This is a genomic window from Telluria mixta (assembly GCF_029223865.1).
Taxonomy (GTDB): Bacteria; Pseudomonadota; Gammaproteobacteria; order Burkholderiales; family Burkholderiaceae_D; genus Telluria; species Telluria mixta.
Genome location: NZ_CP119520.1, coordinates 6,681,319 through 6,702,534 on the forward strand (window position 1 = coordinate 6,681,319; position 21,216 = coordinate 6,702,534).

Annotated in this window: 18 protein-coding genes; 14 read left to right on the forward strand and 4 right to left on the reverse strand. The window is 66.9% G+C overall.

Annotated features, from left to right (window positions below; all coding sequences use genetic code 11):
• The first annotated feature begins 153 nt into the window (after positions 1-153).
• Positions 154-1,821 carry a sodium:solute symporter family transporter gene (locus tag P0M04_RS29420; RefSeq protein ID WP_281042155.1) on the forward strand — a complete coding sequence of 556 codons (1,668 nt, stop codon included), beginning with the start codon at positions 154-156 and terminating at the stop codon, positions 1,819-1,821.
• 43 nt (positions 1,822-1,864) lie between these two features.
• Here P0M04_RS29420 and P0M04_RS29425 read toward each other — a convergent pair whose 3' ends face one another.
• The gene (locus tag P0M04_RS29425; protein ID WP_259450093.1) at positions 1,865-2,761 is read right to left on the reverse strand and encodes an alpha/beta hydrolase; all 897 of its coding nucleotides are present in this window, start codon (positions 2,759-2,761) and stop codon (positions 1,865-1,867) included.
• 111 nt (positions 2,762-2,872) lie between these two features.
• On the opposite strand from P0M04_RS29425, the gene ilvD reads away from it, so the two are divergent.
• Positions 2,873-4,735 carry a dihydroxy-acid dehydratase gene (ilvD, locus tag P0M04_RS29430; RefSeq protein ID WP_259450094.1) on the forward strand — a complete coding sequence of 621 codons (1,863 nt, stop codon included), beginning with the start codon at positions 2,873-2,875 and terminating at the stop codon, positions 4,733-4,735.
• Between the two features lie 86 nt (positions 4,736-4,821).
• On the opposite strand, the gene P0M04_RS29435 is transcribed toward ilvD, so the two are convergent.
• The gene (locus P0M04_RS29435; protein ID WP_259450095.1) at positions 4,822-5,574 is read right to left on the reverse strand and encodes a sulfite exporter TauE/SafE family protein; all 753 of its coding nucleotides are present in this window, start codon (positions 5,572-5,574) and stop codon (positions 4,822-4,824) included.
• A gap of 352 nt (positions 5,575-5,926) precedes the next feature.
• Here P0M04_RS29435 and P0M04_RS29440 point away from each other — a divergent pair, with 352 nt between their 5' ends.
• The 11 genes from P0M04_RS29440 to P0M04_RS29490 are packed head-to-tail and all read left to right on the forward strand — an operon-like array spanning position 5,927 to position 18,828.
• Positions 5,927-7,045 carry a methyl-accepting chemotaxis protein gene (locus tag P0M04_RS29440; RefSeq protein ID WP_259450096.1) on the forward strand — a complete coding sequence of 373 codons (1,119 nt, stop codon included), beginning with the start codon at positions 5,927-5,929 and terminating at the stop codon, positions 7,043-7,045.
• Positions 7,046-7,059: 14 nt separating this feature from the next.
• Positions 7,060-7,428, forward strand: coding sequence for a response regulator (locus P0M04_RS29445; protein WP_259450097.1), 369 nt, complete (start codon positions 7,060-7,062; stop codon positions 7,426-7,428).
• A gap of 44 nt (positions 7,429-7,472) precedes the next feature.
• Positions 7,473-7,775, forward strand: coding sequence for an STAS domain-containing protein (locus tag P0M04_RS29450; RefSeq protein WP_259450098.1), 303 nt, complete (start codon positions 7,473-7,475; stop codon positions 7,773-7,775).
• Between the two features lie 2 nt (positions 7,776-7,777).
• Entirely contained in the window at positions 7,778-9,901 is a 2,124-nt protein-coding gene (locus tag P0M04_RS29455) for a chemotaxis protein CheA (protein ID WP_259450449.1), read from the forward strand.
• A 25-nt stretch (positions 9,902-9,926) separates the two neighbouring features.
• Positions 9,927-11,567, forward strand: a complete 1,641-nt coding sequence (locus P0M04_RS29460; RefSeq protein ID WP_259450099.1) for a methyl-accepting chemotaxis protein — start codon at positions 9,927-9,929, stop codon at positions 11,565-11,567.
• A 12-nt stretch (positions 11,568-11,579) separates the two neighbouring features.
• Entirely contained in the window at positions 11,580-13,508 is a 1,929-nt protein-coding gene (locus P0M04_RS29465) for a HAMP domain-containing methyl-accepting chemotaxis protein (protein ID WP_259450100.1), read from the forward strand.
• Positions 13,509-13,541: 33 nt separating this feature from the next.
• Entirely contained in the window at positions 13,542-15,704 is a 2,163-nt protein-coding gene (locus tag P0M04_RS29470; RefSeq protein WP_259450101.1) for a HAMP domain-containing methyl-accepting chemotaxis protein, read from the forward strand.
• Between the two features lie 14 nt (positions 15,705-15,718).
• Positions 15,719-16,234, forward strand: coding sequence for a chemotaxis protein CheW (locus P0M04_RS29475; protein ID WP_259450102.1), 516 nt, complete (start codon positions 15,719-15,721; stop codon positions 16,232-16,234).
• A 5-nt stretch (positions 16,235-16,239) separates the two neighbouring features.
• Positions 16,240-17,058: a CheR family methyltransferase gene (locus P0M04_RS29480; RefSeq protein ID WP_259450103.1), complete on the forward strand. Its 819-nt coding sequence runs from the start codon at positions 16,240-16,242 to the stop codon at positions 17,056-17,058.
• A gap of 6 nt (positions 17,059-17,064) precedes the next feature.
• Entirely contained in the window at positions 17,065-18,150 is a 1,086-nt protein-coding gene (locus tag P0M04_RS29485; RefSeq protein ID WP_259450104.1) for a protein-glutamate methylesterase/protein-glutamine glutaminase, read from the forward strand.
• 54 nt (positions 18,151-18,204) lie between these two features.
• A complete protein-coding gene (locus tag P0M04_RS29490) occupies positions 18,205-18,828 on the forward strand; it encodes a hypothetical protein (RefSeq protein WP_259450105.1) in 624 nt (207 codons plus the stop codon).
• On the opposite strand, the gene P0M04_RS29495 is transcribed toward P0M04_RS29490, so the two are convergent.
• Both P0M04_RS29495 and P0M04_RS29500 read right to left on the reverse strand, forming a co-directional pair.
• Entirely contained in the window at positions 18,815-20,071 is a 1,257-nt protein-coding gene (locus P0M04_RS29495; RefSeq protein WP_259450106.1) for a cytochrome P450, read from the reverse strand. The genes P0M04_RS29490 and P0M04_RS29495 overlap by 14 nt on opposite strands.
• Positions 20,072-20,125: 54 nt before the next feature.
• On the reverse strand, positions 20,126-20,419 hold the full coding sequence (locus P0M04_RS29500; RefSeq protein WP_259450107.1) for an ELKS/Rab6-interacting/CAST family protein: 294 nt from the start codon (positions 20,417-20,419) through the stop codon (positions 20,126-20,128).
• Positions 20,420-20,515: 96 nt separating this feature from the next.
• Between P0M04_RS29500 and P0M04_RS29505 the strand changes: the two genes are divergently transcribed.
• On the forward strand, positions 20,516-21,169 hold the full coding sequence (locus tag P0M04_RS29505; protein WP_259450108.1) for a MarR family winged helix-turn-helix transcriptional regulator: 654 nt from the start codon (positions 20,516-20,518) through the stop codon (positions 21,167-21,169).
• Positions 21,170-21,216: the final 47 nt, after the last annotated feature.

Here is a 21,216-nt window from a genome sequence, read left to right on the forward strand (position 1 = left end):
AAAAGCACTTTTCGGAATAGCATTTCTTGAGCGTTTCCGATAATCTCTTGTAGATTGGAAGTTCGGAGCCGGCGCCGCCGGTTCCGGCGGACGATATAACAACCAGCGGATGGTGCCTCGTTCGAGCACCGTCCGTTATACGAGACAACGCTCATGAACCTGATCTCCCGCCTGGACACTATTGTCTTCCTGTTCTACTTCGTCGTCGTCGCCGGCTACGGCCTGTGGGTCTACCGCCGCAAGAAGAGCGCGAACACGTCCGCCTCGCACGACTACTTCCTGGCCGAAGGCTCCCTCACCTGGTGGGCCATCGGCGCGTCGCTGATCGCATCCAACATCTCCGCCGAGCAGTTCATCGGCATGAGCGGGTCGGGCTTCCGCATCGGCATGGCCATCGCCGTGTACGAACTGATGGCCGCCGCCACGCTCGTCATCGTCGCCGTGTTCTTCATGCCGGTCTACCTGAAGAACCACATCTACACGATGCCGCAGTTCCTCGAACAGCGCTACGGCAAGGCCGTCGCCACGACGATGGCGCTGTTCTGGCTCGGCCTGTACGTCGTCGTGAATCTCACCTCGATCCTGTACCTGGGCGCGCTGGCCATCGGCAGCGTCACCGGCATCGGCGTGCTGCCCTGCATGCTGTTCCTCGCCGTCTTCGCCGCCATCATCACCCTGGGCGGCATGAAGGTCATCGGCTACACGGACGTCATCCAGGTGACCTGCCTCGTCATCGGCGGCCTCGTGACCACGTGGCTGGCGCTGGACCTGGTCGCGAAACTCGGCAACGGCCACGGCGCGCTGCAAGGCTTCTCCACGCTGTACGCCTCGACCCGCGACCACTTCGAAATGGTGCTGGGCCGCGACAACCCGAACTACATGGACCTGCCGGGCCTGTCGACCCTGATCGGCGGCATGTGGATCGTGAACCTGAACTACTGGGGCTGCAACCAGTACATCACGCAGCGCGCGCTGGGCGCCGACCTGCCGACCGCCCGCAAAGGCCTGCTGTTCGCCGCGTTCCTGAAACTGCTGATGCCGATCATCGTCGTCATGCCGGGTATCGCCGCGTTCGCGCTGGACCGTTCCGGCGTGCTGGGCGACGCGATGCGCGTCGGCGGCGAGCTGAATCCGGACCGCGCCTACCCCACCCTGCTGGCACTGCTGCCGTCGGGCCTGAAAGGCATCGCGTTCGCGGCACTGACCGCCGCCGTCGTCGCGTCGCTGGCCGGCAAGGCCAATTCGATCGCCACGATCTTCACCCTCGACATCTACCAGAAGCGCCTGCATCCGGACGTCACCGAGAAGAAAATGGTGTGGATCGGCCGCATGACCGTCATCGTGTCGATGCTGCTGGCCGTCGTGATCGCCCCGCTGATGGGCATCGACAAGAAGGGCGGCTTCCAGTACATCCAGGAATACACGGGCTTCGTCTCGCCGGGCATCCTGGCCATGTTCCTGCTGGGCTTCTTCTGGAAAAAGACGACGTCCAGCGCCGCGATGTTCGCGACGGTGGGCGGCCTCGTGTTCTCGATCATCCTGAAGTTCCTGCCGACGATGATGGACCTGTCCTTCCTCGCGCCGATCGGCTTCGCCCATGACAATGGCTCCGGCGTGTACGAGATCCCGTTCCTGGACCGCATGTTCATCGTGTTCTGGCTGGTCGTCGCCGGCATGGTCCTGCTCAGCACCGTGTTCGCCCGCGGCAAGGTCAAGGCGCTGATCGTCGACACCAAGCTGTTCAAGGTCGACGGCGCGTTTGCCCTCGGCTCGGCCGTCATCTGCGTGGTGCTGGCAACCATCTACGGCATGTGGTGGTAAGCGACCTCGCTTAAAGGAAAGGCAGCCTGCGGGCTGCCTTTTTTTATGCCCGCAAAGCCGCGCCGATGAACGCGACCACCTCGGCGCGGCAGCGCCACGCTTCGCGCAGCGCGTTCATGTAATAAAAGCTGTGGGGCATGTCGTGCCAGACGGAGAGCGTCACGCGGTTGCCGGCCCGACGCGCGCGCTCGACCGCCCGCCTGCTGTCGTCGAGGATGATCTCGGTGTCGGACACGTGGAAGTGGAGCGGTGCGAGACCGGCCCAGTCGCCGAACAGCGGCGACACGTCCGGATGATCCGGCGCGACGGCGCCCAGGTAAGTCATCCTCACCCATGGCCAGATGTTCGGTCCCTGCATGCTGTCGCACGCGGCGTTGGCGATGGCGGACGGACTGCCGGCCGTCAGGTCGGTCGGCGCCGACAGCAGGACGCAGCCCGCCGGCTGGGGCCAACCGTTGTCGCGCGCCCGCATCAGCAGCACGAGCGCCAGGTTCGCGCCGGCGGAATGGCCGATCACGACGATCCTGTGCGGCGGGATGCCGGCAGCCAGCAGGCCCGCGTAGACGGCGCAGCAGTCGTCCAGGCCGGCCGGAAACGGACACTCGGGCGCGAGCCGGTACGGCACCGACACGACGGGGCGGCCGGTACGGCGCGCCAGGCCGGCACAGTAGCGGCGATCCGCCGCCGCGGCGCGCACCGCGAAACCGCCGCCGTGGAGATACAGGATGACGCCGTCGCGGGCCGCGTCGGGCTGGCCGATCCATTCGACGCCCACGCCGCCGACGTCGGCGACATGAACGCGCACGGGCCGCCTGCCGAGCGTTCCCAGGCGGTCGATGCGTTGATACGCCGCGCGCATACGGCCGACGGACGGGATGTCGTTCCACAAGGGCTTCAAGACGCGTCGCAGCCCGGCATTCACGATGGTTCGGATCAGCATGCCTTAGTGTAACTGATATGAAATGCGAATCACAGCCCACCGAATCATATATTGGACAACTTGCCATACCCACGGCACTCTAAGGGTTTTGCGATTTCCCGAGGAGACACCATGCCCACTTACCGTTCCCGTACCACGACCCAAGGCCGCAACATGGCGGGCGCCCGCGCCCTGTGGCGCGCGACCGGCATGAAGGATGGCGACTTCGAGAAACCGATCATCGCCGTCGTCAACTCGTTCACGCAGTTCGTGCCGGGCCACGTACACCTGAAGGACCTGGGCCAGCTGGTGGCGCGCGAAATCGAAGCGGCGGGCGGCGTTGCCAAGGAATTCAATACCATCGCCGTCGACGACGGCATCGCGATGGGCCACGGCGGCATGCTGTATTCGCTGCCGTCGCGCGACCTGATCGCCGACTCCGTCGAGTACATGGTCAATGCCCACTGCGCCGACGCGATGGTCTGCATCTCGAACTGCGACAAGATCACCCCGGGCATGCTGATGGCCGCCATGCGCATCAACATCCCGACCGTGTTCGTGTCGGGCGGCCCGATGGAAGCGGGCAAGGTGGTCAAGGTCGTCAACAACGACAAGAAGATCATCAAGCTGGACCTCGTCGACGCGATGATCCAGGCGGGCGACGCCAAGATCTCCGACGCCGACGTGGCGGAAGTCGAGCGTTCGGCCTGCCCCACCTGCGGTTCCTGCTCCGGCATGTTCACGGCGAACTCGATGAACTGCCTGACCGAGGCGCTGGGCCTGTCGCTGCCGGGTAACGGTACGATCCTCGCCACGCACGCCGACCGCAAGGAACTGTTCCTGCGCGCCGGGCGCCTGATCGTGGAAGTGGCGAAGCGCCACTACGAGCAGGACGACTACTCGGTGCTGCCGCGCTCCATCGCTTCCAAGGCCGCTTTTGAAAACGCGATGGCGCTGGACGTGTCGATGGGCGGCTCGACCAACACCGTGCTGCACCTGCTGGCCGCCGCGCACGAAGCGGGCGTGGAATTCACGATGGCCGACATCGACCGCATCTCGCGCAACGTGCCGTGCCTGTGCAAGGTCGCGCCGATGACGAACAAATACCACATCGAAGACGTGCACCGCGCCGGCGGCATCATCGCCATCCTCGGCGAACTGGCCCGCGCCGGCCTGCTCGACACCTCGCTGCCGACCGTGCACTCCCCGACCCTGGGCGACGCGATCGAGAAATACGACATCAAGCGCAGCGACGACCAGGCCGTGCACACGCTGTTCCGCGCCGCGCCGGGCGGCGTGCCGACGCAGGTCGCGTTCTCGCAGGCCGAGCGCTTCGACAGCGCCGACCTCGATCGCGCCGAAGGCTGCATCCGCGACCGCGCGCACGCGTACTCGCAGGACGGCGGCCTCGCGGTCCTGTACGGGAACATCGCCGAGAAGGGCTGCATCGTGAAGACGGCCGGCGTCGACGAAAGCATTCTGAAATTCTCGGGTAAAGCGCGCGTGTTCGAAAGCCAGGACGCCGCGGTCGAAGGCATCCTGGGCGACACCGTCCACGCGGGCGACGTCGTCATCATCCGCTACGAAGGCCCGAAAGGCGGTCCGGGCATGCAGGAGATGCTGTACCCGACGTCGTACATCAAGTCGAAAGGTCTCGGCAAGGCGTGCGCGCTGTTCACGGACGGCCGCTTCTCCGGCGGCTCGTCGGGCCTGGTGATCGGCCACGCCTCGCCGGAAGCGGCGGAAGGCGGCGCGATCGGCCTCGTCGAGGAAGGCGACACGATCGACATCGACATCCCGAACCGCACCATCAACCTGCGCGTGTCGGCCGAGGAAATGGCGCACCGCCGCGCCACGATGGAGGCCCGCGGCGACGCCGCGTGGCAGCCGGTCAACCGCGAGCGCGCAGTCTCGCAGGCGCTGCGTGCCTACGCGGCCCTGACCACGTCGGCCGATCGCGGCGCCGTGCGCGACCTGTCGCAGCTGAAGCGCTGACCGGCAGCCTGACGAACTTGGCGGCGATGCTGGCCGCGATGGCCAGCACGCCTATGGTTGCGAGCAATGCCTGCAGCATGGTGTCCTCACACAAAGTAGGTTTTCACGAAAAAGGCGAGCGTGATGGCGGTCGTCGCGCACAGCGTGACGGCGCGGATGACGCCCGGCGGCGCCCGCCGTCCGATATGCGCGCCGCCGTAGCCCCCCAGCATCGCGCCCGCCAGCATCGCCAGCGTCTCCGGCCAGCGCACCGCGCCGGCCGCGATGAATGCGAGCACGGCCACCGCGTTCGCCGCGCTGACCAGCAACGTGCGCGGCGCATTCAACAGTTTCAAATCGCGGTTGTCGAGCAGGCCCCACATCGCGATCATCATGATCCCCACCGCCCCGCCGAAATAGCCGCCGTACACGCCCAGGGCGAACTGCACGGCCAGCACGGCGCGCGCATGGATGCGCCAGCGCGCACGCAGGGCGTCGCCGATGCGCCGTCCGAACGCGAGCGCGATGGATGCCACCAGCAGGAGCCACGGCAGTACGAACGTGAACGCGCCGGATGACGTGCGCAGCAACAGCACGGCGCCGACCAGGCCGCCGCACAACGTCGCGGCCAGCAGCGCGCGCAGCGGCACGGTGCCCACCGGTCCCAGGCCGTCACGGTAGGCCCACGCGCTGGCCAGTCCGCCTGGAAACAGCGCGACCGTACTCGACGTATTCGCCTGCACCGGAGGCACCCCGGCCGCGATCAGCGCCGGCAGGCTGACGAACGAACCGCCGCCCGCCAGCGCATTCATCGCACCGGCCACCATGCCTGCCGCAAACGTGGGAATCATTGTGTTCATGTCACGATGGTAGTGGGCGGAGCGCGGTCCCGCAATCCGGCAATTCCGGCGTTAGACTTCGGCTGTAGCGAAGGCTAAAAAGCATCGATGACGATTGCATTGTTAAATGATCTAACAGTAATGATGTTATTTCCGACACTTAGCATTGGATCAAAAACGCATAATTGATAGAAAAGTCGTTTTGTCACAATGTGTTAGCCATGCCTCAATGTTCTGTTGTTTTCACCTCTTATTTGTGACATTTCACGGCATAAAGCTTGCGACACGGCAACTTCATCTGACATTATCAGCACCGTTGCGGTTCACAAATACCGCAAACACGAAACCCATCCAAACATCGACGGAGCGCCGCGTGCTGCGACTACGCCCCCTGCAAACCTATTCCCCGCTGATCGTGGCCGTGGCCGCGTCTTGCGTCATCGTCCCGCTGGCCGGCTGGCAGTGGCATGGCTGGCTGTTTGCCGCCCTCCTCCTGGCCGGCGGCGCGTTCGCCGCACTGCGCGCTTCCGCGCCGCAGGCAGACCCATCCGCCGACGCCGATCTCGCCGCCAGCGGCCGCGCGTTCTGCACCGATGTGGCCGGCGTGTGGACGTCGCACATCGACGCGTCGCGCGACCAGATGGAGACGGCCGTCGTCGCCCTCGTCGAACGCTTCTCCGGCATCGTCACCCGCCTCGGCCAGGCGCTGGACGCCTCGGGCACCGCGCGCAACGGCGACAACATCGTCGCCGCGTTCGCGGCCAGCGAAACCGAATTGCGCTCGCTGCTGGACATGCTGGCCGGCGCCGCCGCGAGCAAGCAGCAGATGCTGCAGAAGATCGAAGGCCTGCAGGAAGTCACGGCGACGCTGCAGACGATGGCGGCGGACGTCGCCAGCATCGCATGGCAGACCAACCTGCTGGCGCTGAACGCGGCCATCGAGGCGGCGCGCGCGGGCGAGGCGGGACGCGGCTTCGCGGTCGTCGCGAACGAGGTGCGCATGCTGTCGAACCGCTCGGCCGACGCGGGCAAGCACATCGCCGAACAGGTCGGCCGCATCAGCGCCGCCATCGATACCACGTGCCGCGCGGCGGGCGAGTCGATGCGCGAGGAGACGCGCGCCGTGCAGGCGTCGGAACAGATGATCGGCAACGTCCTCGGCTCGCTGCGCGGCGTCACCGATGCCCTCGTGGCGTCCTCCGACCTGCTCCAGCGCGAGAGCGCCGGCATCCAGGCCGAAGTGGGCGACGCGATCGTGCAGCTGCAGTTCCAGGACCGCGTCAGCCAGATCCTGTCGCACGTCCGCGAGAACATCGCCCGCCTGCCCTCCTGGCTGGACGAACAACCGCACAGCGACAAACTGGGCACCCTCGATGCCCGCAGCCTGCTGGCCGAACTCGAAAGCACCTACGCGATGGCCGAGGAACGCACGCTCCACAAGAGCACCACGAAACCCGCGCCCCAGCAGGCCGAAGAAATCACATTTTTCTAGTCCAGGAGTTACACATGGCAAAAACCATCATGGTGGTCGACGACTCGATCTCGATCCGCCAGGTCGTCGGCATCGCACTGAAGCAGGCCGGCTATGACGTCATCGAAGGCGTCGACGGCAAGGATGCGCTGGCCAAGCTGACCGGCCAGAAGGTCAACCTGATCATCAGCGACGTCAACATGCCCAACATGGACGGCATCTCGTTCGTGCGCGAGCTGAAGACCCGTCCCGCCTACAAGTTCACCCCGGTCCTGATGCTGACCACCGAGTCGCAGGACGACAAGAAGGAACAGGGCAAGGCCGCCGGCGCGAAAGCGTGGATGGTCAAGCCGTTCAAGCCGGAAGCCCTGCTGGCCGCCGTCCAGAAGCTGACGTTCGGCTGATCCACCGCGCCGGCGCACGCCGGCCATCCCGGAGCAATGATGCAATGACGATTATTGGCGAAACGAGCCAAGGGGCCGCCGCATGCCTGGCGGTCGAAGGCGAGATGACGATCTACCGCGCGGCCGAGCTGCATCCCGTGCTGCTGGACGCGGTGCGCGCGAATGATGCGCCCGCGCTCGACCTCTCGGAGGTGACGGAATTCGACTGCGCAGGCATGCAGCTGCTGCTCGTGGCGCGGCGTGAAGCACAGCGGCTCGGCAAGGCGCTCGTGCTGCAGGGCGCCAGCCCCGCCGTGCGCGACGCGTTCGCGCTGCTCGGCATGACGGCCGAAGGAGAACCGGTATGAGCATCGACATCGACCAGGTGACGGCCACCTTCATCGCCGAGAGCCGCGAACTGCTGGAGCAGATGGAGACCGCGCTGCTCGCCGTGACCCGCGACGGCCCCGACGCCGTCAATGCGATCTTCCGCGCGGCGCACACGATCAAGGGCTCGGCCGGCATGTTCGGTCTCGACCCCGTCGTGGAATTCACGCACGTGGCCGAGAGCGTCCTGGACAAGGTACGCGACGGCGCCATCCCCGTCGGCGACGAACTGGTGGCGCTGCTGCTCGCGTGCCGCGACCACATCGGCGCGCTCGTCGATGCGGTGGAAAACGGCACGCTGGACGACGCGGATCTCGCCGCGGCAGGCGCGCCGCTGGTCGCGCAACTGCAGGCCTACCTGGACGGCGGCGCCGCACCGGTGTCCGCCGGCGCCGCGCATGAACCCGAAGCGAGGGACGGCGCCGCCGGCCACTGGCACATCTCGCTGCGCTTCGGCCGCGACGTGCTGCGCAACGGCATGGACCCGCTGTCGTTCATCCGCTACCTGGGCCAGCTGGGCACCGTCACCGGCATCGCGACGATCGCCGACGCGCTGCCGGTCCCGGACGAATTCGATCCGGAGTCGTGCTACCTCGGCTTCGAGATCGGCTTCCACAGCACGGCCGACAAGGCCACGATCGACGGCGTGTTCGACTTCGTGCGCGACGACTGCGCGATCCGCATCCTGCCGCCCGAGAACCGCATCGCCGAATACCTCGCCTGGCTGGACGAGGCGCCGGCGCAGCGCGAACGCCTGGGCCAGATGCTCGTGCGCTGCGGCAGCGTCACGGCGCATGAACTGGAACACGCGCTGGCGGCGCAGGCGGCCGGCGGCGCGCCGGCCCAGCCGATCGGCGCCATCCTCGTCGAACAGGGCGCCGTACGCGCGCCCGTCGTCGAGGCAGCCCTCGCGAAGCAGCGCCAGGCGCCGGAAGCGCCGCGCCAGCAGCAGGAAAACCGTTCCGTGCGCGTGGATGCGGACAAGCTGGACCGTCTGATCAACCTCGTGGGCGAATTGATCATCGCGGGCGCCGGCGCCAACCTCGTCGCGCGCCGCACGCAGATCCCCGAACTGCTGGAATGCACGTCGACCTTGTCCAGCCTCGTGGAAGAAGTGCGCGACAGCGCGCTGCAGCTGCGCATGGTCAAGATCGGCGCCACGTTCAACCGCTTCCAGCGCGTCGTCCACGACGTGGCGCGCGAACTCGGCAAGGACATCCGCCTGGACGTCAGCGGCGAGGATGCGGAACTGGACAAGACCGTCGTCGAAAAGATCGGCGACCCGCTCACGCACCTCGTGCGCAACGCGATGGACCACGGCATCGAGCCGGCCGACGTGCGCGCCGCGCGCGGCAAGCCGGCGCAAGGCACCGTCGCGCTGAACGCGTACCACGACTCGGGCAGCATCGTGATCGAAGTGTCGGACGACGGCGGCGGCCTGAAACGGGACCGCATCCTCGCGAAGGCCGTCGAGCGCGGACTCGTCGAGCCGGGCCGCACGCTCACCGACAAGGAAATCTTCAACCTGATCTTCGAACCGGGCTTCTCGACGGCGGAACAGGTGACGAACCTGTCCGGCCGGGGCGTCGGCATGGACGTCGTCAAGCGCAACATCGTCGCCCTGCGCGGCAGCGTGGACATCGCCAGCACCGAAGGACAAGGCACCACGGTCGCGGTGCGCCTGCCCCTCACGCTGGCGATCATCAACGGGTTCCAGGTCGGCGTCGGCAAGTCCGTGTTCGTGATCCCGATGGACATGGTCGAGGAATGCATCGAGTTCGTCGAACAGCCCGACTGCGACTGGGTCGACCTGCGCGGCGAACCCCTGCCCTTCGTGCGCCTGCGCGAACGATTCGGCATTGACGGCGTGCCGGCACGGCGCCGCAGCATCGTCGTCGTGCGCTACGGCGGCCGCAAGGCGGGCCTCGTCGTCGACAGCCTGCTGGGCGAGTTCCAGACCGTGATCAAGCCGCTGGGCAAGGTGTTCGCCGGCGCGCGCTTCCTGTCCGGGTCCTCGATCCTCGGCAACGGCGAGGTCGCACTGATCCTCGACATGGCGGCCCTGCTGGCCGGCGTCGAAAACGAAAGCCAGGCCGCGGCGGCCTGACATTGAACTGAAGTGGAGAGCCAACGTGCTTAAGAACCTGAAAATCGGCATCCGCCTGGGCCTCGGCTTCGGTGCGGTACTGCTGCTGTTACTGGCGATCGCCCTGCTGGCCACGAACCGCATGGCGGCCATGAACGACGCCACCGCCTACATCACGGCGGACGCGTACCCGAAGGTCGTCATCGCCAAGGACCTGATCCGCGACGTCGTCGACGCCCCGCGCCAGATGCGCGGCATGCTGCTCACCGGCGACGAGGCGGAGAACGAGCGCTATCGCAAGGTGATCGAACAGCTGCGCGCGGACACGAACGGTCGCATCGCCGAGCTGACGAAACTCGTCGCCAGCGAGACCGGCAAGAAGATGCTCAAGCAGATCACCGACAAGCATGCGGCCCTGGAACCGGCGTATGCCCAGTTCTATGGCCTGGTGCGCAGCGACCGCCAGCATGCGGCGGAATTCGTCAGCAAGACGTACGTCCCGCTGAACCGCGAACTGATCGCGGCCGTCGAGGAACTCGCCAAGCACCAGTCGGACAAGATGCAGGACAGGGCCGACGAGGCGCGCAGCACGTACGAGGAGACGCGCCGGCTGGTGCTCGCGATGACGACGGGCGCCGCCCTGCTCGCGCTGTGCGTGGCCGCCTTCATCACGCTGTCCGTCACCCGTCCGCTGCGCGTCGCCGTCGATGCGGCCGACCGCCTGGCGGCCGGCGACCTCACGGTGCACATCGAGAGCCACTCGCGCGACGAGGCCGGCCAGTTGCTGGCCGCGATGAAGAACATGATCGCCAAGCTGACGCAGGTCGTCGGGGACGTGAACGGCGGCGCGCAGTCGCTGGCGTCCGCGTCGGAAGAAGTCAGCGCGACGGCGCAGGCGCTGTCGCAGGCGGCGTCCGAGCAGGCAGCCGGCGTCGAAGAGACGAGTGCCTCGCTGGAACAGATGACGGCATCGATCGCGCAGAACACGGAAAATGCCCGCGTCACCGACGGCATGGCCGCGCAGGCCGCGCGCGAAGCGGCCGAAGGCGGCGAAGCCGTGAAGGCCACGGTCGTCGCCATGAAGCAGATCGCGAAACAGATCGGCATCATCGACGACATCGCCTACCAGACCAACCTGCTGGCGCTGAATGCCGCCATCGAAGCGGCCCGCGCCGGCGAACACGGCAAGGGTTTTGCTGTCGTCGCCGCCGAGGTGCGCAAGCTGGCGGAACGCAGCCAGGTGGCGGCGCAGGAGATCGGCGAAGTGGCCACGAACAGCGTGGAGCTGGCGGAACGCGCCGGCAACCTGCTCGACCGCATGGTGCCAAACATCCGCAAGACGTCGGACCTCGTGCAGGAAATCACGGCGGCATCGGAAGAGCAATCGGCCGGCGTCGGTCAGATCAACGCAGCGGTCGGCCAGATGAGCCAGACCACGCAACAGAACGCGTCGAGCTCCGAGGAGCTGGCGGCGACGGCCGAGGAAATGAGTTCCCAGGCCGAGCAGCTGCAACAGGCGATGGCGTTCTTCAAACTGGCGCACGTGCCCGGCCACGGCCCGGCCGCCGCGCCCCGGCGCCAGGGCCGGCCGGTCCTCGCGACGAAACACGGCGCGAAGGTGACGGGGCATGGCGCACTTGCCTTCGCTGCCGAGCCGGCGGACGAAACGGACTTCACCCGGTTTTAAAGGAAAACCACAATGTTCAAGAACATGAAAATCGGCACCCGCCTGATCGGGGGCTTCGTGCTGGTGGCCGCCATCAGCGCCGTCGTCGGCGCGATCGGCATCTCGAACGCCAGCCGCATCAACGACATGGCGGACCGCATGTACGAGAAGGAGCTGCAGGGCCTCTCGTACATCAAGGAAGCCAACATCGACCTGGTCTACCAGGCGCGCGCGATCCGCAACTACCTGCTCGCGCAAACGCTGCCGTCGGTCGACGCCGCGCCCTACCTCGACACCCTGATGAAGGCGCGCGAGATGACGCGCGCGAACCTGGACAAGGCACGGCCGCTGTTCTATACCGAGGCCGGCAAGCAGAAATTCGCCGAGATGGAGGCCCATTACAAGACCTATATCGAAGCGCAGGACGCGACCATCGCGATGGCGAAGAAGGAAGAAGCGGCCGGCCTGCAGCAGCACGACCGCAAGTCCGCCGAGTACGCGCTGAAGGAAGTGCGCCTCATCGTGGACAAGGTCGACGACGCGATGACCGAGCTGTCGCGCATGAAGGAAGCGAATGCCCGCACGGCGTCGGAAGAGACCACGACCGTGTACAACAACAGCCGCACCCTGATGCTGTGCGCCATCGCCATCGGCATCCTGGTCGGCATCGCGCTCGGCTTCCTGATCAGCCGCAGCGTGACCCGTCCGCTGCACAAGGCCGTGCAGGCGGCCGACAGTCTCGCGGCGGGTGACCTCGCGATCGACATCGAAGCGACGTCCACGGACGAAACGGGCCAGCTGCTGCGCGCAATGAAGGACATGATCACGCGCCTGTCCCAGGTAATCGACGGACAGCAGCGCGTGGTGGAAGCCGCCAACCGCGGCAACTTCGACAGCCGTGTCGAACTGGCCGGCCTGCAGGGCTTCCAGAAAGAGATGGGTCACGGCCTGAACCAGCTCGTCTCGACTACCCGCGCCTCGATCGAGGACGTGGTGCGTGTCATGGGCGCGATGTCGGAAGGCGACCTGACCAAACGCATCGACAAGTCCTACGAGGGCGAGTTCGCGAAGCTGAAGGAATACGCGAACAACACGGTCGACAAGCTGGCGCAGGTGGTGGCCGAGGTCAACGGCGCGGCCGATTCCCTCGCCAGCGCGTCCGAACAGGTGAGCGCGACCGCGCAATCGCTGTCGCAGGCGTCGAGCGAACAGGCGGCCGGCGTCGAGGAGACCAGCGCCTCGATCGAACAGATGACGGCATCGATCTCGCAGAACACCGAGAACGCGAAAGTCACCGACGGCATGGCGACCAAGGCGGCGCAGGAAGCCACCGAAGGCGGCGCCGCCGTGAAGGAAACGGTGGCCGCGATGAACCAGATCGCCAAGAAGATCGGCATCATCGACGACATCGCCTACCAGACCAACCTGCTGGCGCTGAACGCGGCCATCGAAGCGGCCCGCGCGGGCGAACACGGCAAGGGCTTCGCCGTCGTCGCGGCCGAGGTGCGCAAGCTGGCCGAACGCAGCCAGGTTGCGGCGCAGGAGATCGGCGAAGTGGCGACCAACAGCGTGGAGCTGGCCGAACGCGCCGGTACCCTGCTCGACCAGATGGTGCCGAACATCCGCAAGACGTCCGACCTCGTGCAGGAAATCACGGCGGCGTCGGAAGAACAGTCGGCCGGTGTCGGCCAGATCAACGCGGCGGTGGGCCAGCTGTCCCAGACGACGCAGCAGAACGCGTCCAGTTCGGAAGAACTGGCGGCGACGGCCGAGGAGATGAGTTCCCAGGCCGAGCAGCTGCAGCAGACGATGGCGTTCTTCCGCCTGGACGCCGCGCAGGGCGCGCGCAAGGCCGTGACCGACCAGCCGGCCCGCACGCGGCGCGGCAGCGCGAAGGCGCTCGCGGGACAAGTGCTCGCGGCCGCCGCCGCGCCGGACGAGGCCAGCTTCACGCGCTTCTGAAGCGCGTGCTCTATTTAACATTGAGGAAATATCATGACAGTCGCAAAGAAGATGGTGTTGCTCGTGCTGGCGGCGCTCATCGGCATCGCCGGCCTTACCGCAATGGCGCGTGTCCAGATCGGCCGCGTGTACGACGCGGCGAGCTACGGCACGGTCAATTCCGTACCCAGCTTCATCGCTCTCGACGAGGCGTTCGAGCAGCTGGCGCTGCTGCGGACCCGCATCTGGCAGCACATCGCCGTGACCGACTCCGCCAGGATGGCCGCGATCGACGTCCAGATCGCCGAGCATCGCCGCAAGATCGACGAGGCCCTGAAGAAATACGAAGGGCTCGTGTCCGACGACAAGGACAAGGCCCTGCTCGCAGCCGACCGCGCCAGCCTCGCCGATTACCAGCGCCTGGCGGACGACGTGCTGAAGATCTCGCGCAACAACCGGAGCGAAGAGGCGCGCGACATGCTGTTGTCTAACGCCGCTGTCGTGGACAAGAACTGGACGTCGTTCAACGAACATCGCAAGTACAACGAGGAAATGGCCAGGAACGGCGGCGCGACGGCCGTGGCCATCCAGAACTCGGCCGAGACGCTGTCGCTCGCCTTCTCGCTCGCGACGCTGGCGGCCGTGGGTCTGCTCGGCTTCTATATCACCCGCAGCCTGCTGCGCCAGCTCGGCGGCGAACCGGCCTACGCGGAAGCCATCATGGCGCGCATCGCCGGCGGCGACCTGGACGTGGAGATCCGGACCCGGTCGGGCGACGACGCCAGCATGCTGGCCGCCGTCAAGGGCATGGTCGCGAAGCTCAAGCAGGTCATCGAAGGCCAGCGCGCCGCGGTGGAAGCCGCGAACCGCGGGAATTTCGATGCGCGCGTGGATCTTACGGGCCTGCAGGGCTTCCAGAAGGAGATGGGCGAAGGACTGAACCAGCTGATGACGACTACCGGCGCCAGCATCGCCGACGTGGTGCGCGTGATGGGCGCGGTGTCGCGCGGCGACCTGTCGAACCAGATCGACAAGCCTTACCAGGGCGCGTTCGGCGAACTGAAGGAATATACGAACAACACCGTGCACAAGCTGACGCAGGTGATCGAGGGACAGCGTCGCGTCGTGCAGACAGCCAACCGCGGCAACTTCGACGAGCGTGTGGAACTCACGGGCCTGCAGGGCTTCCAGAAGGAGATGGGCGAAGGCCTGAACCAGCTCGTGACGACCACCCGCGATGCCATCGAAGACGTGGTGCGCGTGATGGGCGCGATGTCGGAAGGCGACCTGACCAAGCGCATTGACAAGTCCTACGAGGGCGAGTTCGCCAAGCTGAAGCAATACGCCAACAACACCGTAGACAAGCTGGCGCAGGTGGTGGCCGAGGTCAACGCGGCCGCCGATTCCCTCGCCAGCGCCTCCGAACAGGTGAGCGCGACCGCGCAATCGCTGTCGCAGGCGTCGGGCGAACAGGCGGCCGGCGTCGAAGAAACCAGCGCGTCGATCGAGCAGATGACGGCGTCGATCGCACAGAATACCGAGAACGCGAAAGTCACCGACGGCATGGCGACCAAGGCCGCGCAGGAAGCGACCGAAGGCGGCGCGGCCGTGAAGGAAACCGTGGTGGCCATGAACCAGATCGCCAGGAAGATCGGCATCATCGACGACATCGCCTACCAGACCAACCTGCTGGCGCTGAACGCGGCCATCGAGGCGGCCCGCGCGGGCGAGCACGGCAAGGGCTTCGCCGTCGTCGCGGCCGAGGTGCGCAAGCTGGCCGAACGGAGCCAGGTTGCGGCGCAGGAGATCGGCGAAGTGGCGACCAACAGCGTGGAATTGGCGGAACGTGCCGGCACCCTGCTCGACCAGATGGTGCCGAACATCCGCAAGACGTCCGACCTTGTGCAGGAGATCACGGCGGCGTCGGAAGAACAGTCGGCCGGTGTCGGCCAGATCAACGCGGCGGTGGGCCAGCTGTCCCAGACGACGCAGCAGAACGCGTCCAGTTCGGAAGAGCTGGCGGCGACGGCCGAGGAAATGAGTTCCCAGGCCGAACAGCTGCAGCAGACGATGGCCTTCTTCCGCCTGGCGGCCGGCGCCGCGGGCCAGCCCGCCCGCACGCGCCCGGCGCCCCGCGCGAAGCGCTCCACGCTGCGCCTGGCCGGTGCCGCGCCATCGATGGCCGCGCCCGACGAAGCCAGCTTCACCAATTTCTGACCGGTGGTGATCGAATGAACCAGACGAATAAAGCATCGAACGCGGCGACCGACAGCCAGTCCGCCCAATACCTCACCTTCATGCTGGGCGGCGAAGCCTTCGGCATCGGCATCATGGCCGTCAAGGAGATCATCGAGTTCTCCGGCATCACCGACGTGCCGATGATGCCGGACTCGATCCGCGGCGTGATCAACCTGCGCGGCGCCGTCGTGCCCGTGATGGACCTCGCGGCCCGCTTCGGCCGGCCGCAATCCGTGCCCGGCAAGCGCACGTGCATCGTCATCGTCGAGCTGGAACACGACGGCGAGCGCCAGTTGACGGGCGTCGTCGTCGATGCCGTCAGCGCCGTGCTGGACATCCCGGCATCCGAGATCGAGCCGGCGCCGTCGTTCGGCACGCGCATCCGCGGCGACTTCATCGCCGGCATGGGCAAGTTGAACGGCAAATTCGTCATCCTGCTGAACGTGCAGCAGGTGCTGGCGCTGGACGGCCTGGCCGACCTGCCGGCCGCCGACGCCCTCGCCGCCTGAGCGCCATGCAGCACTGTGCGATCAGCCAGGGCGAGTTCGCGCGCTTCCAGCGGTTCATCTTCGATATCGCCGGCATCTCGATGTCCGATTCGAAGAAGGCGCTGGTCAGCGGCCGCCTCGCCAAGCGCCTGCAGCACTTCGGCCTGCCCTCGTACGACGCCTATTTCCGCCTGCTGACGGACGGCGCGCACAAGGACGAGGTGCAGCTGGCCGTCGACCTGCTGACGACGAACGAGACCTATTTCTTCCGCGAGGCGCGCCATTTCGAGCTGTTGCGCGAAGCGGCGGAAGCCGCGCGCCCGTCGCTGCGGGCGAATGCACCCTTCCGCGTGTGGAGCGCCGCCTGCTCGTCCGGCGAGGAACCGTATAGCATCGCGATGGTGCTGGCCGACGTGCTCGGATCGGCGCCGTGGGAGGTGACGGCCTCCGACATCAGCACGCGCGTGCTGGAGCGTGCCCGCGCGGGCCATTATCCGATGGAGCGCGCGACCCACGTGCCGCAGGATTACCTGCGCCGCTACTGCCTGAAGGGCATCCGCGACCAGCAGGGCACGCTGCTCGTGGAACGCAGCCTGCGCGAGCGCGTGCACTTCCGCCAGGTGAACCTGAACACGGCCCTGCCCGGCGACCTGGGCACCTACGACCTCGTCTTCCTGCGCAACGTGATGATCTACTTTAACGGCGACACCAAGCGCCAGGTCGTCACGCGCATCATGCAGCGCATCAAGCCGGGCGGCCACCTGTTCATCGGCCACTCGGAGAGCCTGCAGGACATGGGCGACGTGGTGCGTCCCGTGATTCCCTCCGTCTACCGTTTACCGTAAATCCGCATGAAACCAATCGATGTGATGGTCGTCGACGACTCGGCCGTCGTGCGCAAGGTCGTCGGCGCCGTGCTGGAATCCGCGCCCGGCATCCGCCTGCTGCACGCCGTGGCCGACCCGCTGCTCGCCATCGAGCGCATGAAGCAGGCCTGGCCCGACGTGATCCTGCTGGACGTGGAAATGCCGCGCATGGACGGCATCACGTTCCTTCGCAAGATCATGGCGGAGCGGCCCACGCCTGTCGTGATCTGCTCGACGCTGACCGAAAAAGGCGCCGAGACGACGATGGCCGCGCTGGCCGCGGGCGCCGTGTCCATCATCACCAAGCCCAAGCTGGGCCTGAAGGACTTCCTCAGCGAGAGCGCGGAAGAGCTGATCGCCGCCGTGCGCGCCGCGAGCCAGGTCAACGTGCGGCGTCTCGCCGCGCGCGTGCCCTCTGCGCCCGCGCCGGTCCCCGCGAAGCTGAGCGCGGATGCCGTGCTGCCGGCCGCCGCCGACGCGCGCCCCCTGCTGCGCACGACCGAGCGCGTCGTCGCCATCGGCACGTCCACGGGCGGCACGCTGGCGCTGGAAGAAGTGCTGACGGCGCTGCCGCGCGTCACGCCCGGCATCGTCATCGTGCAGCACATGCCGGAAAAATTCACGGCCGCCTTCGCCGACCGCCTGAACGGCCTGTGCCAGATCGAAGTGCGCGAGGCGCGCCACGGCGACCGCGTGCTGCCGGGCCGCGCACTGATCGCCCCGGGAGGCAAGCACATGCTGCTGCGGCGCGACGGCGCCAACTACCACGTCGACGTCATCGACGGCCCGCTCGTGAACCGCCATCGTCCGTCCGTCGACGTGCTGTTCCGCTCCGTGGCCAGGCACGCGGGCGCGAACGCGCTCGGCATCATCATGACGGGGATGGGCGACGACGGCGCGGCCGGTCTGCTCGAGATGCGCAAGGCGGGCGCGCGCACCGTCGCGCAGGACGAGGAGAGCTGCGTCGTGTATGGGATGCCGAAGGAAGCCGTCAAACGGGGCGGCGTCGAGAAGTCCGTGCCCTTGAAGGCGATCGACCGCGAGATCCTGCAGCAGCTGGGCGTGCGCTGATCGCGTATCATCACTCTTGAACAGCCTTCCAGAAGCTGATGCCAGGAGAGTGAGATGAAAAGAAGAATGATTACCACCGCGCTCGCGGCCTGCCTGACGGCCTCCTTGACCGCCTGCGGCGGTGGCGGCGGCAATGCCGGCTCGGGGAATACCCCGCTGACGCCGCCCGTGTCCAGCAGCGGCAACCTCGACGCGTACGTCGGCACGTGGACGTCCGCGTGCGCGTCGCACGCGATCGACACGGCCGTCATCGCGCGCGCGGCAGGCTCCAGCAATGCGCTCACGATCGCCGTCACGACCAATTACTACGCCAACACGGCCTGCACGGGCGACATCATCGCCACGCAGGTGTGGAGCGCGGCCACGACGGCGACCTATGTCGGCACCGTCGCCTCCTCCATCATGCCGGGGTCGGTCGCCGCCTCCATCGACAAGATGACGGCGCAGCAGCCCCAGCGCAGCGTCACGTTGACGGGCACCTTCGTCAGCCGCAAGATCGTCGACGGCCAGCCCAACTGGTGCATCGATTACGCGGGCGGTTCCGTGTGCGTGCCCGACCGGATCTACGCGGCCGAGCCGGCGCCGTTCGACGGCCTGGCCATCGTGGGCGGCGAACTGGTCGAGGTCAAGTCGAACGGCGTCAACTACGACGCCGTCGAGCGCTTCACGAAACGCTGACGGGCAGCGCGGCCAGTCCGCGCAGGCCGGCAATGCCGTTCCAGCGCGGCGCCGCGTCGCGCAGGCGGAGCGTCGGCCAGCGGCGCAGCACGGCGCGCAGCACGACGTCGGCTTCCAGCAGCGACAGCCCGGCGCCGATGCACACGTGCGGCCCGCTGCCGAACGACAGGTGGCTGCCGGCGCGGCGCGTGATGTCGAACGTGTCCGGATCGGCGAAACGGTCCGGATCGCGGTTCGCCGCGCCGATCAGCGCGATCACGAGGTCGCCCCGCTTCAGCGTCGTGCCGTGCAGGGTCAGGTCCGTGGCGACGCGGCGGCCCGTGTATTGCACGGGGCTGTCGTAGCGCAGCAGTTCGCGGATGGCCAGGGTCATGCCCTCCTCGTCCGCGACGAGTCGCGCCCAAGAGTCCGGGTGCGTGAGCAGGGTGTACAGGCCGTTGCCGAGCAGGTTGCGCGTCGTCTCGTGGCCGGCGAACAGCAGCATCGCGCATTGCGCCAGCAGCTCGCCGTCCGCCCGCAATTCGCCCGCGGCTTCGGCCTGCAGGAGGCGGCTGACGAGGTCCGTACCGGGGGCGTCCCTGCGCGCGGGCAGCAACGCGTCGAAATAGCGCACCATCTGCAGCAGGCTGCGCTGGGCCGCGCGTAACTGCTCGGCCGTGGGTTGCAGCGCGCCGATGAATGCGGCGAGGTCGTCCGACCATGCCATGAAGCGCGCCTCGTCCTTGCGGGCTATGCCCAGCATCATGCCGATGACGCGCGACGGCAGCGGACGCGCGACCTGCGCGATGAAGTCGAAGCCGGCGTGCGCGTCGAGGCCGTCCAGCAGTTCGTCCGTGAGCCGCTCGACGTCGGCGCGCAAGGTGCGGATCAAGGTCGGATGAAAACCGGCCGCCATCGCCTTGCGTACGCGCTGGTGCTCGTCGCCGTCCAGGAAGACCATCGCACTGCCGAACAGGCGCTGGAACAGGTCCAGTCCGGCCTGGGCGCGGCGTCCCGCGAAGCTCGCGTCGACGCCGGGGATGCGCTTGACCCAGCCGCCCGTGCGCTGCGACGAAAAGCGCGGGTCGCGCAGCGCCAGTTCGATGTCCGCATGGCGCGTGAGGACCCACGCGCCCTGGAACACGTCGTCGCGCCACAGCACCGGTCCCGTCTCGCGCAGGCGGCGGTAGGTGGGATACGGATCGTGCAGGAAGGCGGCGTCGAACGGTGCCATGTCTGCCGCGTCTGGCGCGAAATCTCTCATGCGATTCTCAAGATGATGGTTATGCCGGGCCGCACTTTATCACCTTTTGGCGCGTCACCCGCCGTCGTAAATAGTCGCGGTCGCCTGTTTCAGGCCGGCTTGCGGCAGAAACTGGTCCGAGATCGTCAGGACCGCGTGCAGGTTGTTCCTGAGCTTGTCGAGCTCGATCTCGCCCGGCTTCAGCGCCGTCTGCAGCAGGTGGATCGCCATGTCGGCCAGCAGCAGGCGCTGTTTGTCGAGCCAGTCCTCGGTGCCCCGTGTCGCGGGGTGGCCCAGCAGGCGCTCCTCGACCACGCGGTGTATCCCCCAGCTCGTCTTGATGATGTCGGCTCTCGTCAGGTCATCCATTTGCTTCTCCTTGGCTATGCCCAGTCTACAACGCCGGCGCGAAAAATATTAGTTAGGACTCTTGATTAATATTCGGACCGTGTTATGATGCCGTCCATGGAACTGAAACCCGAAACCCCATGGGATGGCACCCCGGACATCTCGGCCCGCATCGTCGTCGCGATCAACCGCGTCGCGAGCGTGCTGCGGGCGGGCATGTGGGAGTTCGCGACGGCGGAGAACCTGAACCCGACGCAGGCCGACATCCTGCAGCTGCTGCGCGACCGCACGCATGGCGTGCGGTTGTCGTGGCTCGCGGTGCAGCTGTCCGTGTCGGCGGCGAGCGCCAGCGATTCCGTGGCGGCCCTCGTCGCCAAGGGGCTCGTGCGCAAGGACCGGGCCGAGGACGACAAGCGGGCAACTGCGCTATGGCTGACGGACGCCGGCAAGACGCTGGCCGAAAAGCAGGCGAAGGCGCTGGGGTTCGCGGACGATGCCGCGGCCGCGCTCGACCGGGAAGTGCAGGAGCGGCTGCTCGTCGGGTTGTTCAAGCTGATCGCGGAACTGCAGAAGACCGAGCGCTTCCCCGCCCTGCGCGCATGCCTGTCGTGCCGCTACTTCGAGGCGAACAAGTTCCCGGGCAGTCCCGCCCCGCACCACTGCGCACTCGTCAAGGCGCCGCTGCCGATCGCTTTCCTCAGGATCGATTGCGCCGAACAGGAACCGACGGATCCGGTCACGGAACGGCGCAACTGGACGGCGTTCGCCTAAGGTTTTTTTTGTCCTAATTATTTAGGACTCCTAATGCAGTTCAACAC

Coding starts and splice junctions, on each gene's coding strand:
- P0M04_RS29505 (WP_259450108.1), top strand. CDS start 20,516: ATGGAACTGAAACCCGAAACCCCATGGGATGGCACCCCGGACATCTCG.
- P0M04_RS29435 (WP_259450095.1), bottom strand. CDS start 5,574: ATGAACACAATGATTCCCACGTTTGCGGCAGGCATGGTGGCCGGTGCG.
- P0M04_RS29450 (WP_259450098.1), top strand. CDS start 7,473: ATGACGATTATTGGCGAAACGAGCCAAGGGGCCGCCGCATGCCTGGCG.
- P0M04_RS29485 (WP_259450104.1), top strand. CDS start 17,065: ATGAAACCAATCGATGTGATGGTCGTCGACGACTCGGCCGTCGTGCGC.
- P0M04_RS29500 (WP_259450107.1), bottom strand. CDS start 20,419: ATGGATGACCTGACGAGAGCCGACATCATCAAGACGAGCTGGGGGATA.
- P0M04_RS29480 (WP_259450103.1), top strand. CDS start 16,240: ATGCAGCACTGTGCGATCAGCCAGGGCGAGTTCGCGCGCTTCCAGCGG.
- ilvD (WP_259450094.1), top strand. CDS start 2,873: ATGCCCACTTACCGTTCCCGTACCACGACCCAAGGCCGCAACATGGCG.
- P0M04_RS29445 (WP_259450097.1), top strand. CDS start 7,060: ATGGCAAAAACCATCATGGTGGTCGACGACTCGATCTCGATCCGCCAG.
- P0M04_RS29470 (WP_259450101.1), top strand. CDS start 13,542: ATGACAGTCGCAAAGAAGATGGTGTTGCTCGTGCTGGCGGCGCTCATC.
- P0M04_RS29420 (WP_281042155.1), top strand. CDS start 154: ATGAACCTGATCTCCCGCCTGGACACTATTGTCTTCCTGTTCTACTTC.
- P0M04_RS29475 (WP_259450102.1), top strand. CDS start 15,719: ATGAACCAGACGAATAAAGCATCGAACGCGGCGACCGACAGCCAGTCC.
- P0M04_RS29465 (WP_259450100.1), top strand. CDS start 11,580: ATGTTCAAGAACATGAAAATCGGCACCCGCCTGATCGGGGGCTTCGTG.
- P0M04_RS29425 (WP_259450093.1), bottom strand. CDS start 2,761: ATGCTGATCCGAACCATCGTGAATGCCGGGCTGCGACGCGTCTTGAAG.
- P0M04_RS29490 (WP_259450105.1), top strand. CDS start 18,205: ATGAAAAGAAGAATGATTACCACCGCGCTCGCGGCCTGCCTGACGGCC.
- P0M04_RS29495 (WP_259450106.1), bottom strand. CDS start 20,071: ATGAGAGATTTCGCGCCAGACGCGGCAGACATGGCACCGTTCGACGCC.